The organism is Achromobacter sp. NPDC058515 (assembly GCF_042721735.1).
Lineage (GTDB): Bacteria > Pseudomonadota > Gammaproteobacteria > Burkholderiales > Burkholderiaceae_B > Achromobacter.
In genome coordinates this window covers 186,090-200,190 of record NZ_JBHXNI010000014.1, presented here as the reverse complement: position 1 = coordinate 200,190, position 14,101 = coordinate 186,090, and the positions used below count along the sequence as shown (strand labels likewise).

The window sequence follows — 14,101 nt, the reverse complement described above, 5'->3', positions numbered from 1 at the left end:
ACGTCGCTACTCAAAGGAAGTGAGGTATGTTCTTAAACTTGACGTCTAAGGTACTTCACTTCTAGTGAGCACTTGATTTCATTGTGCTTGTGACCAGGGTTTAAAACCCAATCACACTGCACTCGCATCAAGCGCCCACACTTATCGGTTGTTTAATTGTTAAAGAGCGGTACTGCGCACTGCTTTACTTCTTACTGCCTTGCTGATTTCTCAGCCTTAGCAGCTATCGAAACGTCAGGGTTAACCCTAACTTTTCGGCAACCGCCAAGCCCTCTACTATAACACAACTTTTGCAGATTATGCAACCGGCTTCTGCCTGATTTGCACCCTATCTTGCAACCCCGCTTATTTTCATAAGCAGCCCTGAATTTCAGGGGTTGGCTATTGCACAGGTGGCTGATGTCCGCTTCGGGTAAACCCTGACTCGTCATCACCAGCCAAGCCCAAAACTATAGCACAATTTTTGCAGATTGTGCAACTGGCTTCTGCCTGATTTGCACCAACCTTTGCAATAACCGCCGGGCTTTCATTTCTGATCGCTTTCCGCGGCAGACCTTGTGGGTGACCCCGCCAGACCTGTTGCACTTGCTTGGTTTCGCGGCTCAGAACTTCTTGAACTGCGAAGGAGCGAGACTATAGCACAGAATTAAAACGTGCGTCGCAAGCATGACACCCTTTTTGCAGAAAGATGAAATATTGAGGGGACGCACCCCGCTTTTCTCGACCCCGCCATGCATCGCCTCTATATAAAGAGGAGCATCCCGGCCTACCGGCAGGACGGGGAAGCAGTGATGCCCCTCTATATATAGGCGCATCCGAAAAGGGCAGCTTATCGCCCTAGAGCCGGAGTTCGGTCGTTTCCTTGATTTGCTGGAGCGCGAAGAAGGACCGCATATCCACCACCGCCGGGTGGCGCATCAGCGTATCCATGGCGAAACGGGAGAAATGCGCCAGGTCCGCCACCTGGATGCGAAGCAGATAGTCCATATCGCCGGACATGGCATAGCACTCGATCACTTCCGGCCAAAGCTGCACGTCGCGGGCGAAGTCGCTCATGGGCGCGTGGCTGGAGCCGCTGTGCTTGTTCAGGCGGATGTTTACATAGGCCAACAAGCCCAGGCCCACCTTGCCGGCGTCGATGAGGGCGACGTACTTCTTGATGAAGCCCTTCTCCTCCAGACGGCGGACCCGCCTCAGGCAGGGGCTGGGCGACAGGGAAACACGGTCCGCCAATTCCTGGTTGCTGAGGCGGCCATCCCGCTGCAACTCAGCCAGAATCCTTAGATCTGTCCTATCAAGCTCAATGTCAGACATTTTTAGCCCCATACTCTTCATATACGGCAATATTATTGCCCAACATACCCGGTTTCGCGACATGTTTGCAATTGTCTGCCCACCCTTCCTACCTACAATCTCCGTCTAGACTTGAAGAACAAGTCGTCCTCACAAAAGATGCAAGGGAGCAGACTTATGAGCAGCGCTTTCCAACCCTGGGACAACCCGATGGGCACCGCCGGGTTCGAGTTCATTGAATACGCCGCGCCGGACCCCGCCGCGCTGCGCAAGGTGTTTGAGCTGTTGGGCTTCAAGGCCATTGCCAAGCACCGCCACAAGGACGTTACGCTGTACCGCCAAGGCGGCGTGAATTTCCTGATCAACGCCGAGCCGGACTCCTTCGCCCAGCGCTTCGCCCGCCTTCACGGCCCCTCGATCTGTGCGATCGGCTTTCGCGTGCAGGACGCCAATGCCGCCTACAAGCGCGCGCTCGAACTGGGCGCATGGGGCTTCGACTCGCATAGCGGACCGATGGAACTGAACATCCCGGCAATCAAGGGCATCGGCGATTCGCTGATCTACCTGGTTGACCGCTGGGCGGGCAAGGAAGGCCATGGCGGCATCGGCGACATCAGCATCTACGACGTGGACTTCATGCCGCTGGATCCGGCCAACGCGCAGACCGACGTGGCCTGGCGCGGCGCCGGCCTGACGCTGGTGGACCACCTGACGCACAACGTGCACAAGGGCCGCATGGCCGAGTGGTCGGAGTTCTACGAGCGTCTCTTCAACTTCCGCGAAGTGCGCTATTTCGACATCGAAGGCAAAGTCACCGGCGTGAAGTCCAAGGCGATGACATCGCCGTGCGGCAACATCCGTATTCCGATCAACGAGGAAGGCACGGAAGAGAAAGGCCAGATCCAGGAATACCTGGACCTCTATCGCGGCGAAGGCATCCAGCACATCGCCATGGCGACCGAAGATATCTACGCCACCATCGAAGCGTTGCGGAAAACGGGTGTGGTGTTCCTGGATACGCCGGAAACGTACTACGAACTCTTGGACCGCCGCCTGCCAAATCACGGCGAGGACGTGGCGCGGCTGCAAAAAAACCGCATCCTGCTGGACGGCGCCCCCGGCGGCGGCCTGCTGCTGCAGATCTTCACCGAGAACCAGATCGGCCCCATCTTCTTTGAAATCATCCAGCGCAAGGGCAACGATGGTTTCGGCGAGGGCAACTTCAAGGCCCTGTTCGAATCGATCGAGCTGGACCAGATGCGCCGCGGCGTCCTGAAGACGGTGGAATAAATACTTCCCCCGCCGGCGCGCGGTGCTCAGGCGCCCGCGCCGGCCTTGAAGCCTCACCGCGTGGTGAGGTTTTTTTTTCGCCGGGCCGCCGGCAAGACGAGGCGCCCCACCGGGATGAGGCAGCAAGCGGGCAAGGCTTAGCGCTGCAGGCGGTCCTGGAACTGCTTGCGGAACTTGGCGACCTTGGGCGCAATCACGAATTGGCAATAGCCTTGTTCGGGATGCAGGGCGAAGTAATTGCTGTGGTAGTCCTCGGCCTGCCAGAACCTGGCGGGCGCAAGCAGCTTCGTGACGATGGGTGCATCGTAGACCTGTTGCGACTCGACCTCGGCAATGACCGCCTCCGCCTGTTCGCGCTGGGACTCGTTCTGCCAGAAGATCGCCGATTCATACTGCGGACCGACGTCGTTGCCCTGACGGCCTGGCGTGGTGGGATCGTGGGTAGCGAAGAACACGCGCAGCAAATCGCTGTAGGACAGTTCGGCCGGATCGAATTCAATCCGGGCGACTTCGATGTGGCCGGTGTCCTTGCCGCAGACCTGCTCATAGCTGGGATTGTCCACATGGCCGCCGCTGTAGCCGGGCAACACGCTCTTGACCCCTCGCAGCTCGGCAAATACCGCTTCGACGCACCAGAAGCAACCGCCGCCTAGAACGGCGACCTCGTTGCCCGGGGATGGTAGTTCTGCCATGACGATTCCTTCCTGATAGGCGGCCGCTGCCCGCGGCCAGCGCCCCCGGCCTTATGCGCGGGGCATAGAGAATAAGGCTACTGCTTGGGCGGCGCCAGCGACAAGATCCATTCGGACAGCAGGCGCGCATCTTCGGGCGTGACGTGAGTCTGGGCCGGCATGGGCACGGCGCCCCAGGCGCCGCGGCCGCCGCCGCGGATCTTGCCGGCCAGGAAATCCACCATGGCGTCGCCCTGCCCCGCATAACGCTCCGCCACGCTCTTCAATGGAGGCCCGACCCGCTTGGCCTCCACCTGGTGACAGGCCATGCAGGCCTTGCTCTTGGCCAGGTCCAGGCCGGTGGTTTGCGCATGGGCCGCGCCGGCGCTCAGGGCGCAGGCAACGGCCGCCAACAGACTAATCTTCAAATGCATCGGTTACTGCCCCACGGCTCGCGGTGCTGGCGAGCTTGCCGAACTTGGCAAGCACACCGCGTGTATAACGCGGCTTGGGCGGAACCCAGGCCTGGCGACGAGCCGCCATGTCTTCGTCGCTGATGTTGAGCTGCAGCAGCAGCTTGTGGGCATCGATGGTAACCGAATCGCCTTCCTGGATCAGCGCAATCGGACCGCCGACAAAGGCCTCGGGCGCGACATGGCCGACCACCATGCCCCAGGTGCCGCCCGAGAACCGGCCGTCGGTGATCAGGCCCACCGTCTCGCCAAGCCCCTGGCCGACCAGGGCGGAGGTGGGCGCCAGCATTTCGCGCATGCCGGGCCCGCCCTTGGGGCCTTCGTAGCGGATGACCACGACATCGCCGTCGCGGATCTGTTGCGCCATGATGGCGGTCATGGCGTCGTCTTCGGAATCGAAAACGCGCGCGGGGCCGGTAATGACGGGATTCTTCAGGCCCGTGATCTTGGCGACGCAGCCTTCGGGCGACAGGTTGCCCTTCAGGATGGCCAGGTGCCCTTGCGGGTACAACGCGCGATCCATCGGCATGATGACGTCCTGGTCCGCGCGAGGCGCGTCGGGCACGTCGGCCAGGGTTTCGGCGATAGTCTTGCCCGTGATGGTGATGCAGTCGCCGTGCAGCAGGCCGGCATTGAGCAGCAGCTTCATGACTTGCGGAATGCCGCCAGCCCGGTGCAGGTCGGTGGCGACATACTTGCCCGAGGGCTTCAGGTCGCACAGCACCGGCACGCGCTTGCGGATGCGTTCGAAATCGTCGATGGTCCACGGCACTTCGGCGGCGTGCGCGATGGCCAGGAAGTGCAGCACGGCGTTGGTCGATCCGCCGGTGGCCATGATGACGGACACGGCGTTCTCGATGGACTCGCGCGTGATGATGTCGCGCGGGCGCAGGTTGCGCTTGACCGCCTCCACCAGCACACGCGCCGACTCCGCGGCGGAGACGACCTTCTCCTCGTCTTCGTTGGCCATCGTGCTGGAGTACGGCAGGCTCATCCCCATGGCCTCGAAGGAAGAGCTCATGGTGTTGGCGGTGTACATGCCGCCACAGGAACCCGAGCCGGGAATCGCGCACTTCTCGATCTGCTTGAAGTCGGCCTCGGGCATGCGGCCCATGGTGTATTCGCCGACGGCTTCGAAGACCGACACGATGGTGAGGTCGTTGCCTTTGTAGTGGCCCGGCTTGATCGTGCCGCCATAGACATAGATGCCGGGCACGTTCGTGCGCGCCAGGGCGATCATGCCGCCAGGCATGTTCTTGTCGCACCCGCCGATCACGACGACGCCGTCCATCCACTGGCCCTGCGCGGCGGTCTCGATGCAGTCGGCGATGACTTCGCGCGACACCAGCGAATACTTCATGCCTTCGGTGCCCATCGACATGCCGTCGGAAATGGTGGGCGTGCCGAACACCTGGGGATTGGCCCCGGAAGCGCGGATCGCGTCGATAGCCGCATCGGCCAGGCGCTGCAGCCCGCTGTTGCACGGCGTGATCGTCGAATGGCCGTTGGCCACGCCGATCATGGGGTTTTCGAAGTCGGCTTCCTTGTAGCCCAGCGCGTAGTACATGGCGCGATTGGGCGCGCGCGCGACGCCTTCGGTAATGTGGCGGGAACGTTCGTTGTACGGCATGGTCTGTCTCTCCTGTCGGCCATCGGGGCGCGGACATGGCGATCGCACCCGGGAAGCTGGCTCGCTTGCATGCGAATCTTCAGTGCTCGCCGGTTATTATCATTCAACTTTATTGTGTCGGGCAGAACATGCTGGAATATCCAAAATTCGACCCCATCGCCCTGCAGATCGGGCCGCTTGCCATCCATTGGTACGGACTGATGTATCTGGCGGGCTTCGCCCTGGTGTACCTGCTGGGCCGCCGCCGCATCACCAGCGGCCACACCACGTCGCTGAACGTGAAGGATCTGGAAGACCTGATCTTCTATAGCGTGCTGGGCGTGGTGCTTGGGGGCCGGCTGGGCTATGTGCTGTTCTACAAGCCGGCGTACTACCTGGCGAATCCGCTGGAAGTGCTGTACCTGTGGCAGGGCGGCATGTCGTTCCACGGCGGCCTGATCGGCGTGATTCTCGTGATGCTGCTGTTCGCGCGCAAGAAGCGCCTGCCTTTCTTCGCGGTCAGCGACTTCATCGCGCCGCTGATTCCCCTGGGCCTGGGGTTTGGCCGTCTGGGCAACTTCATCAATGGCGAACTGTGGGGCCGGCCGACGGACGTGCCGTGGGCGATGGTGTTCCCGGACAGCGGCGACGGGCTGCCGCGCCATCCGTCGCAGCTCTATGAGCTGGGCCTGGAAGGCATCGTGCTGTTTGTGCTGCTGTGGTGGTTTTCGAGCAAGCCGCGTCCGCTGGGCCAGGTAAGCGGGCTTTTCCTGATGGGCTACGGAACGTTCCGCTTCCTGGTGGAATTCACCCGCGAGCCGGACAACTTCCTGGGCCTGCTCGCGGGCGGACTGAGCATGGGACAGTGGCTGTCCCTGCCGATGGTCGCCCTGGGCGCCATCATGTTCAGCCTTACTGCAAAACGATCGTCCCGTTGACCGCGATGCTGACCGTGACGTCTCCCGCTTCCAGCGGGACGCTCGGATTGAAGCCGCCGGAGGCGTCCTTGGCCATGGCCGAGGCGCCCATCATGCGCGGCATCGGCACAGGGCCGCCCGAGCCGCCCAGTTCCAGCTTGGACAAGCGGTAGCCCGAGAAGCCGAAGGCATTGGCCGCGGCCAGCGCGCGATCCTTGAAGGCTTGCGCGGCATCTTTCAGCAGCTTGCGCTCTTCGGCGTCGCGCGCCTCGCGCGACAGCGAGAAGCTGATGCTGGAAATCGCGGTCTTGTCCGACAGCTTGGCGGCCAGCGCGGCGGCGGCTTCGAAATCCTTGGACTCAAGCACGATCTCGCCCTGGCCGCGCCAGGAGCTGATCTTTCCCTTGCTGCTCATGTTGGGCCAGACGTTGAAGCCGCTGGTGCGGACATCCACGCCCTTGGTGCCCCGCGCGCGGGCGACGACATCGTCCAGCGCGGCGGTCAGCTTCTTGCCCGCGGACGGCTGGTCCGGCGCTTCAACTTCAGCGGACAGCGAAATGCGAACAGTGTCCTGCTTGACCTCGGAAGACGCCATGGCTTGCAACGTCATCTCCGGCGAGCGGTTCGCGGCCGGTTCGCTGGCGGCAGACGTGGCGGCCGGCGCCTGGGCCTGCGCATAAACGGGCTGGACAGCGGCGATGGCGGCCACGGCTGCGCACGCTGCGCCAAGTTTGGTCAGCGAGAAAACAGGGTGTTTGAACATGGACTGGTCCTAGGAGGGAGGACGGAGGGGGAGTGCCGAGGCGCCCGACGCGGACCTGCGCTTATGGCAGGCCCGCTGGGTAGATGCCCCGCCTGTGCCGTCAAGGCCGGCATCTCGAACCCTGAGGTTCAAGGTGGTCGCGTTCCGTAGAGCATCGGGTTCGTCTACGAGAGACAATCACTCCAGCTCTGCACTCCCGCAACCAATATGCCAAAAAGACATAGGTTCAGAGAATGTATGGCCTAGTCACGGACACGGCAGGGACAAACTGAAAATTCTTGAATACTGCTTATGAACGTTAGAGCAGTTTTTCCTGACCCGACAAGGCGTCATCGAGTACTGCGTTCATGTCCTCAATTCTACGCTTGAAGTCGCCGACCGCCAAACCGCCCAGCGGACCATCGGGCGCTTTCATGGCAAGCAGCTCGCCGGCGACCTGCAAAGCGGCCATCACGGCGATGCGCTCGTTGCTGGAGATCTTGCCCGTGCCCTGGATGCGCAGCATGAGCTGGTCCACATGGCGCACGGCGGCCATCAGCGTGGGCTTCTCTTCAGCGGAGCACGCCAGCGAATAGTCGCGCCCCAGTATCGTTACGTCTACACGTTCCATCAGTGTTGCTCTCCGGACGGCGCACCCGGCAAGCGGGCCAGGACGGCGTCGATGCGCTCGCGAGCCGCGGCGGCGGCAACGCGCAGGCGCTGTAATTCAGTGTCGCGGGTTTGCACGTTGCCCTGCAATTCGGCTTCCCTGGCGGTAAACCGCGACTCAAGCGACTGGCGCTCGGAGGTCTCGCGCGCGAGCTGTTCGCGCAAGGCGACCTCGGCTTGCTGGGCCTGCTCGAGCATGGCGGCGGCCGCGCCGTCGTGATCCTGAAGCTTGCTTTGCAGCGTGACGATCTCAGCCTCGCGCTCGGCGGCGCGCTGCTTGAGCACGCGCTGCTCAGCTTCGAATTCGTTCAGGCGGAGGCGCAACGCGTCACGCTCGGCGTGGAGTTGGCGGGTGCGTTGCACCAGTTGCCCGATTCGGGCGGCGAGTTGGTCTAGATCTTGCAGCATGGGCGCTATCGTAAACCATCCTGGGTTGAACCGGGCCTCTTCACGCAAGGTGAGAAACCCGGCAATATTCAGTAGGAAATACGGTTAGGATTCCGGCGGCGCGAAGGTTGCCGATTCTGGCCACGGGAAAAAAGCCCATCAGCCAAAATTGCCGCGTCCGGCCGATCCGGCTTTCGCATTTCTTTCTATAAACTTTCACTTAGCTTTCAAAAAGCCCTCATTCCTTCCGCCCGGTTACAAACTGGGGTCGGGAGTTCCCCAATTCTAGGGAAAACCCCAGGCTTTCACAGAGCTTACAGGGTTTGCAGCGTGGCGGGCGTCCATTACCATTCGCCCTTTCAAGAATCCACGTCGTCGCTTTCAGAAGAACTAATGGCACACGGAAGTGCCTTTTTTGTGCCTGTCACTCGCCTTTCGGCGGGCCTGACATCCGGCTACAAACCTTTTTTATCTACATGCTGTAAACAGGAGCCAACCAATCATGCAGCTACGCAATCGACAGGACTTCTGGTCGGGGGTGATGTTCATCGCCCTTGGACTGGGATTCGCCTGGCAGGCCAGCAGCTACCAGATGGGTACTGCTGCCCGAATGGGCCCAGGGTACTTTCCTTTCTGGCTAGGCATCGTTCTCTCATTGCTGGGCGCCGTCGTGCTGCTTGGCTCGTTGTCCAAGAAAGCCCACGAAACGCACGTCGACAAGTTCGACTGGCGCATCCTCTTCCTCGTCGTGGGCTCCGTGGTCCTCTACGGCTTCATCCTGAAGCCGCTGGGCATCTACCTCTCGGTATTCATCCTGGTTGTTGTCAGCAGCCTGGCCAGCCACGAGTTCAGCCTGAAGGTCGCCGTCGCCAATGCGATCTTCCTGGTGCTCTTCTCGTATCTGGCATTCGTCAAGGGGCTGGGGCTGATTTTCCCGCTGTGGCCGTCGTTTCTAGGCATGAACTAAGGAGCAACCGGTCATGGAATTGTTTGACAACCTGATGATGGGCTTCTCGGTGGCGTTCACGCCCGAGAACCTGTTCTACGCACTGCTGGGCTGCATCCTGGGTACGCTGATTGGCGTGCTGCCGGGCATCGGTCCGGTCCCGACGATCGCAATGCTGTTGCCGATCACGTACGTGCTGCCCCCGATCGCCGGCCTGATCATGCTGGCGGGCATCTATTACGGCGCCCAATACGGCGGGTCCACCACGGCCATTCTCGTGGCGCTCCCAGGAGAAACATCCGCGGTGGTGACCGTGCTGGACGGCCACCAGATGGCCCGCAACGGCCGCGCCGGCGCTGCGCTGTCCATCGCCGCCCTGGGTTCGTTCTTCGCCGGTTGCGTGGCCACGCTGCTGCTGGCCGCCTTCGCGCCTCCGCTGGCGGAAGTCGCGTTCAAGTTCGGCCCCGCCGAATACTTCTCGCTGATGTGCCTGGGCCTGGTCGGCGCCGTGGTGCTGGCCTCGGGCTCGCTGCCCAAGGCGATCGCGATGATCATCCTGGGCCTGCTGCTGGGCATGGTCGGCACCGACGTCAACTCGGGCGTTGCCCGCTACGACTTCGGCATCCCCGAACTGCAAGACGGCATCGACTTCGCCATCGTGGCCATGGGCGTGTTCGGCTTTGCCGAAATCATGACCAACCTGGAGCAGAAGGAAAACCGCGTCGACATCACCGACAAGATCGGCACGCTGTACCCGAACAAGCAGGAATTCAAGGAAGCCGCTCCCGCCGTGCTGCGCGGCACGGCCCTGGGTTCGGCCCTGGGTATCTTGCCGGGCGGCGGCGCCGTGCTGTCGTCGTTCGCTTCCTACACGCTGGAAAAGAAGATCTCGAAGAATCCGGAACGCTTCGGCAAGGGCCATCCGGCCGGCCTGGCGGGCCCGGAATCGGCGAACAACGCTGCTGCCCAGACCTCGTTCATCCCGCTGCTGACGCTCGGTATTCCGGGCAACGCCGTGATGGCGCTGATGGTCGGCGCGATGACGATCCACAACATCCAGCCCGGCCCGCAAGTCATGACGAGCCACCCGGAGCTGTTCTGGGGCCTGATCGCCTCGATGTGGATCGGCAACCTGATGCTGGTGGTGCTGAACCTGCCGCTGATCGGCCTCTGGGTCAAGCTGCTGAAGGTGCCCTACCGCATCCTGTTCCCGGCGATTCTGGTGTTCTGCACGATCGGTGTGTATTCGCTGAACTACAACCCGTTCGACATCTTCACCACCGCCATGTTCGGCATCATCGGCTACGTGTGGTCGAAGCTGAAGTGCGAAGGCGCCCCGCTGCTGCTGGGCCTGGTGCTGGGTCCCATGATGGAAGAGAACTTCCGTCGCGCCCTGCTGCTGTCGCGCGGCGACTTCACCACCTTCGTGACGCGTCCGCTGTCGGCCTCGCTGCTGGCTGTCGCTGCCTTCCTGGTGATTCTGGTGGCCCTGCCCGCCATTCGCAAGAAGCGCGAAGAGACCTTCGTCGAAGAAGACTAAAAGCCCGGTCCGCCGCCTTGCCGCGGCGGTCCAGCTTCCAAAACCCCCGGCCTTGTCCGGGGGTTTTTCTTTGGGTGGCCGAACGCCGCGCCGCCGTAAGCTACCAATAACTACAACACGCTACCAACTGTGCGCCACGGCGATTCATCTACGTTAAGCTACGGGTTTACCCCACGCGATTATTCGAGATGAATTTCGACTGGAAGAATCCCTATCCGAGCACCCGCGCCCCGGTGTTCGCCCGCAATGTCGTCGCCACGTCGCAACCGCTGGCCGCGCAGGCGGGATTGCGGGTCCTTGCTCTCGGCGGCAATGCCGTCGATGCGGCCATCGCCGCGGCTGCCACGCTGGCCTTGACCGAGCCGGTCAGCAACGGCCTGGGCTCGGACTGCTTCGCCATCATCTGGGACGGCGCGAGGCTGCATGGCCTGAACGCCTCGGGCACCGCGCCCGCGGCATGGAACGTGGATTACTTCCGGCGCAAGCACCAGGGCGCGATTCCCGCCCGGGGCTGGGACAGCGTGACCGTGCCGGGCTGCGTGGCCGGCTGGGCCGCGCTGCATGAAAAACTGGGCAGTCTGGCCTTCGCCGATGTCCTGGCGCCGGCCATCGAGTACGCGGAACGCGGCTACGCGGTATCCCCCATCGTCCACGAAAAATGGGCGGCGCAAGCCGACATCCTGCAGCCGCAGCCCGGCTTTGCCCAGCACTTCCTGCCGCGCGGCCGCGCGCCGCATATCGGCGAGCACTTCGTCCTGGCGGGCGCGGCGGCCACGCTCAAGCGCATCGCGGCCAGCGGCGGGCGGGACTTCTACGAAGGCGAGACGGCCCACAAGCTGGTGGCGCACGCGCAGGCGCACGACGCCGCCCTGACGCTTGCGGACCTGCGCGACTACACGCCCGAGTGGGTCGCGCCGATCAGCCAGTCCTACCGCGGCCACACGCTGCACCAGATTCCCCCCAACGGCCAGGGCATCGCCGCCCTGATCGCCTTGGGCATCTTGCAGAACTTCGATCTGGCGGCCCGCCCGGTCGACCATCCCGATACCCAGCACCTGCTGATCGAGGCCATGAAGCTGGCTTTCGCCGATGTCTACGCGCACGTGGCCGACGCGCGCCACATGCGGTTGACGCCCGAGCAGATGCTGCGCGCCGACTATCTGGCCGAACGCGCCCGCCTGATCGATCCCCACGTCGCCCAGGCCTTCGCCTCCGGCCATGCGCCGCAAGGCGGCACCGTCTACCTGACCGCCGCGGACAGGAACGGCATGATGGTGAGCTTCATCCAGTCGAACTACATGGGCTTCGGTTCCGGCGTCGTGGTGCCGGGCACCGGCGTCAGCCTGCAGAACCGCGGGCACTGCTTCAGCACCGCCCCGGATCACCCCAACGTGGTGGCCGGCGGCAAACGGCCGTTTCACACCATCATCCCCGGCTTCCTGATGCGCGACGGCGCGCCTGTGATGAGTTTTGGCGTCATGGGCGGCAATATGCAGCCCCAGGGACAGGTGCAGACGCTGGTGCGCATGCTGGACTACGGCCAGCAGCCCCAGGCCGCCTGCGACGCGCCCCGCTGGAAATGGAACCAGGGCCTGGCGGTGGACGTAGAGCCCGCCATCGCCCCGGCGGTCGCGCAAGGGCTGCGCGCGCGCGGCCACGTGCTGGAAGGCATCGACGACCCCTACATGGACTTCGGATCGGGCCAGTTCATCTGGCGCCTGGGAGATCCGGCGGTGGACGGCTATGTCAGCGCCAGCGACAGCCGTCGAGATGGGCTCGCCGCCGGCTTTTGATTGCGTTAAGGTTAGTGTCCTGAGACAGACCTTACCTTTCTAGAGCGGAGTCCCTGCATGGCAACGATCGGCACCAAGAGCTACGACGCAGTCGCAGCCCAGAAAGTCGCTTTCCTCGGGTTGGGCGTGATGGGCCTGCCCATGGCCGGCCATCTGGCCCGCGCCGGGCACGACGTCACCGTCTACAACCGCACGCCGGCCAAGGCACAGGCCTGGGTCGCCGAATTTGGCGGCCATGGCGCCGCCACGCCGCGCGAAGCCGTTGCCGGCGCGCAAATCGTGTTCGCCTGCGTGGGCAATGACGACGACCTGCGCAGCGTCGTGCTGGGACCGGACGGCGCATTCTCGGGCATGGAGCCCGGCGCGGTTTTCGTCGACCACACCACCGCCTCGGCGGATGTGGCGCGCGAGCTCTATTCGCAGGCCAAGGATCTCGGGCTGAATTTCGTGGATGCGCCTGTGTCCGGCGGCCAGGCCGGCGCGGTCAATGGCGTGCTGACCATCATGTGCGGCGGAGAACATGCCGTGTTCGACGCCATCAAGCCCGTCGCGCAGAGCTTCGGCCGCGCGGTCACGCTCGTGGGCCCCCCGGGCGCCGGCCAGCTGGCCAAGATGGTCAACCAGATCTGCATCGCGGGGATCGTCCAGGGCCTGTCCGAAGCCGTGGCGTTCGGCCAGGCATCCGACCTGGACATGAAGCTCGTGCTGGATGTGATCAGCAAGGGCGCGGCGCAAAGCTGGCAGATGGAGAACCGCGGCGGCACGATGGTCGACGACAAGTTCGAGTTCGGCTTTGCTGTGGACTGGATGCGCAAGGACCTGGGCCTGGTGCTGGCCGAGGCGCGCCACAACGGCGCGCGGCTGCCCCTGACCGCGCTGGTGGACCAGTTCTATGGCGACGTCCAGAAAATGGGCGGCGGCCGTTGGGATACGTCCAGCCTCATCAAGCGCCTGCGCGACTGAGCCCGGCCAATCGAAGGCAAAAAAGGCGAGCCCCCAGGCTCGCCTTTTTTCGTTGGCGCGCGGCTTGCGCGCTTACGCCGCCAGGCCGGCTTCGACCGCGCCCGGCACCAGCGCATCGATGCGCTGCTTGGCCAGCGCCATGCCTTCCAGCGCGGCCACTTCACCCATGGCCATGCCTTCGGCGGCGATGAAGGTTACGTCGGTCATGCCCATGAAGCCCAGCATCTGGCGCAGATAAGGCGTCAGGGTGTCGGACGGCGTGCCCTCGGCTTTGCCGCCGCGCGCCGTCAGGACAAACACCTGCTTACCCTTGACGAGGCCCTCCGGCACGCCTTCAGGCGTATAACGGAACGTGACGCCGGCACGGGCCAGATGGTCCAGATAGCTCTTGAACTGCGCCGGCAGATTGAAGTTGTAGACGGGCACGGCGAAGACGATGCGGTCCGCTTCCATCAGTTCTGCCACCAGGGAATCGCTCAGTTCGACAATGCGCTGCTGATCGACGCTGCGGGCTTCGGCGGGGGTGAACAAGGCGCCCGCCGTGTTGCCGTCGAAATACGGAACGGGCTGGGCGCCGATGTCGCGGACCTTCACGATCGCCGCGGGGTTGGACGCCTTGATGCGCGCAATCAGGTGGTCGGCCAACTGCTTGCTGTTGGAACGCTCGCCGAGAATCGAGGAAAGAATAACCAGGGTCTTCATTGCAAATATCTCCAGTGATTGCCCGCATGGCGCGGGCGGTCAGGATCTGTCAGCGCCACGCCCGGACCCGGCTGGGTCTACAGGCTTGGCTTGCCGCCGGGTGGCG

14 protein-coding genes and 1 other RNA gene are annotated in these 14,101 nt (G+C 63.2%); 6 read left to right on the top strand and 9 right to left on the bottom strand.

The features are described from left to right. Nucleotides 1-837: 837 nt before the first annotated feature. Nucleotides 838-1,314 carry an Lrp/AsnC family transcriptional regulator gene (locus tag ACFWP0_RS22780; RefSeq protein ID WP_377845904.1) on the bottom strand — a complete coding sequence of 159 codons (477 nt, stop codon included), beginning with the start codon at nt 1,312-1,314 and terminating at the stop codon, nt 838-840. A gap of 156 nt (nt 1,315-1,470) precedes the next feature. Between ACFWP0_RS22780 and hppD the strand changes: the two genes are divergently transcribed. Next, complete coding sequence (gene hppD, locus ACFWP0_RS22775; protein WP_377845902.1) at nt 1,471-2,583, top strand: 4-hydroxyphenylpyruvate dioxygenase; 1,113 nt, start codon at nt 1,471-1,473, stop codon at nt 2,581-2,583. A 137-nt stretch (nt 2,584-2,720) separates the two neighbouring features. Here hppD and msrA read toward each other — a convergent pair whose 3' ends face one another. The 3 genes from msrA to ilvD form a co-directional block, all read right to left on the bottom strand. Beyond that, entirely contained in the window at nt 2,721-3,275 is a 555-nt protein-coding gene (msrA, locus tag ACFWP0_RS22770; protein WP_377845900.1) for a peptide-methionine (S)-S-oxide reductase MsrA, read from the bottom strand. A 77-nt stretch (nt 3,276-3,352) separates the two neighbouring features. Beyond that, entirely contained in the window at nt 3,353-3,688 is a 336-nt protein-coding gene (locus tag ACFWP0_RS22765; protein WP_377845898.1) for a c-type cytochrome, read from the bottom strand. Beyond that, nucleotides 3,672-5,357, bottom strand: coding sequence for a dihydroxy-acid dehydratase (gene ilvD / locus ACFWP0_RS22760; protein ID WP_377845896.1), 1,686 nt, complete (start codon nt 5,355-5,357; stop codon nt 3,672-3,674). Before ilvD ends, ACFWP0_RS22765 begins: the two co-directional genes overlap by 17 nt. A 128-nt stretch (nt 5,358-5,485) precedes the next feature. On the opposite strand from ilvD, the gene lgt reads away from it, so the two are divergent. After that, complete coding sequence (lgt, locus tag ACFWP0_RS22755) at nt 5,486-6,274, top strand: prolipoprotein diacylglyceryl transferase (protein WP_377845894.1); 789 nt, start codon at nt 5,486-5,488, stop codon at nt 6,272-6,274. Here lgt and ACFWP0_RS22750 read toward each other — a convergent pair. The 4 genes from ACFWP0_RS22750 to ACFWP0_RS22735 all read right to left on the bottom strand — a co-directional run bounded on the left by ACFWP0_RS22750 (nt 6,249) and on the right by ACFWP0_RS22735 (nt 8,072). Continuing rightward, nucleotides 6,249-7,016 carry an SIMPL domain-containing protein gene (locus tag ACFWP0_RS22750; RefSeq protein WP_377845892.1) on the bottom strand — a complete coding sequence of 256 codons (768 nt, stop codon included), beginning with the start codon at nt 7,014-7,016 and terminating at the stop codon, nt 6,249-6,251. The two genes, lgt and ACFWP0_RS22750, sit on opposite strands and share 26 nt — an antisense overlap. 81 nt (nt 7,017-7,097) lie before the next feature. Then, a non-coding RNA gene (gene ssrS, locus ACFWP0_RS22745) (6S RNA) lies at nt 7,098-7,283 on the bottom strand. A 31-nt stretch (nt 7,284-7,314) separates the two neighbouring features. Beyond that, nucleotides 7,315-7,626 (bottom strand): cell division protein ZapA, encoded by a 312-nt coding sequence (locus ACFWP0_RS22740; protein ID WP_006217444.1) that lies wholly within the window; start codon nt 7,624-7,626, stop codon nt 7,315-7,317. After that, the gene (locus ACFWP0_RS22735) at nt 7,626-8,072 is read right to left on the bottom strand and encodes a hypothetical protein (protein WP_377845890.1); all 447 of its coding nucleotides are present in this window, start codon (nt 8,070-8,072) and stop codon (nt 7,626-7,628) included. The genes ACFWP0_RS22740 and ACFWP0_RS22735 overlap by 1 nt, the downstream gene beginning before the upstream one ends. A 481-nt stretch (nt 8,073-8,553) precedes the next feature. On the opposite strand from ACFWP0_RS22735, the gene ACFWP0_RS22730 reads away from it, so the two are divergent. The 4 genes from ACFWP0_RS22730 to ACFWP0_RS22715 all read left to right on the top strand — a co-directional run bounded on the left by ACFWP0_RS22730 (nt 8,554) and on the right by ACFWP0_RS22715 (nt 13,293). Beyond that, nucleotides 8,554-9,018 (top strand): tripartite tricarboxylate transporter TctB family protein, encoded by a 465-nt coding sequence (locus ACFWP0_RS22730; protein ID WP_377845888.1) that lies wholly within the window; start codon nt 8,554-8,556, stop codon nt 9,016-9,018. 13 nt (nt 9,019-9,031) lie between these two features. Next, a complete protein-coding gene (locus tag ACFWP0_RS22725) occupies nt 9,032-10,537 on the top strand; it encodes a tripartite tricarboxylate transporter permease (RefSeq protein ID WP_377845886.1) in 1,506 nt (501 codons plus the stop codon). A 188-nt stretch (nt 10,538-10,725) separates the two neighbouring features. Further along, nucleotides 10,726-12,330, top strand: coding sequence for a gamma-glutamyltransferase family protein (locus tag ACFWP0_RS22720; protein WP_377845884.1), 1,605 nt, complete (start codon nt 10,726-10,728; stop codon nt 12,328-12,330). Nucleotides 12,331-12,387: 57 nt separating this feature from the next. After that, on the top strand, nt 12,388-13,293 hold the full coding sequence (locus tag ACFWP0_RS22715) for an NAD(P)-dependent oxidoreductase (RefSeq protein WP_377845882.1): 906 nt from the start codon (nt 12,388-12,390) through the stop codon (nt 13,291-13,293). A gap of 72 nt (nt 13,294-13,365) precedes the next feature. Here the strand turns inward: ACFWP0_RS22715 and ACFWP0_RS22710 are convergent, their stop codons facing one another. After that, nucleotides 13,366-13,995, bottom strand: a complete 630-nt coding sequence (locus tag ACFWP0_RS22710; RefSeq protein WP_377845881.1) for an FMN-dependent NADH-azoreductase — start codon at nt 13,993-13,995, stop codon at nt 13,366-13,368. Between the last annotated feature and the right edge of the window lie 106 nt (nt 13,996-14,101).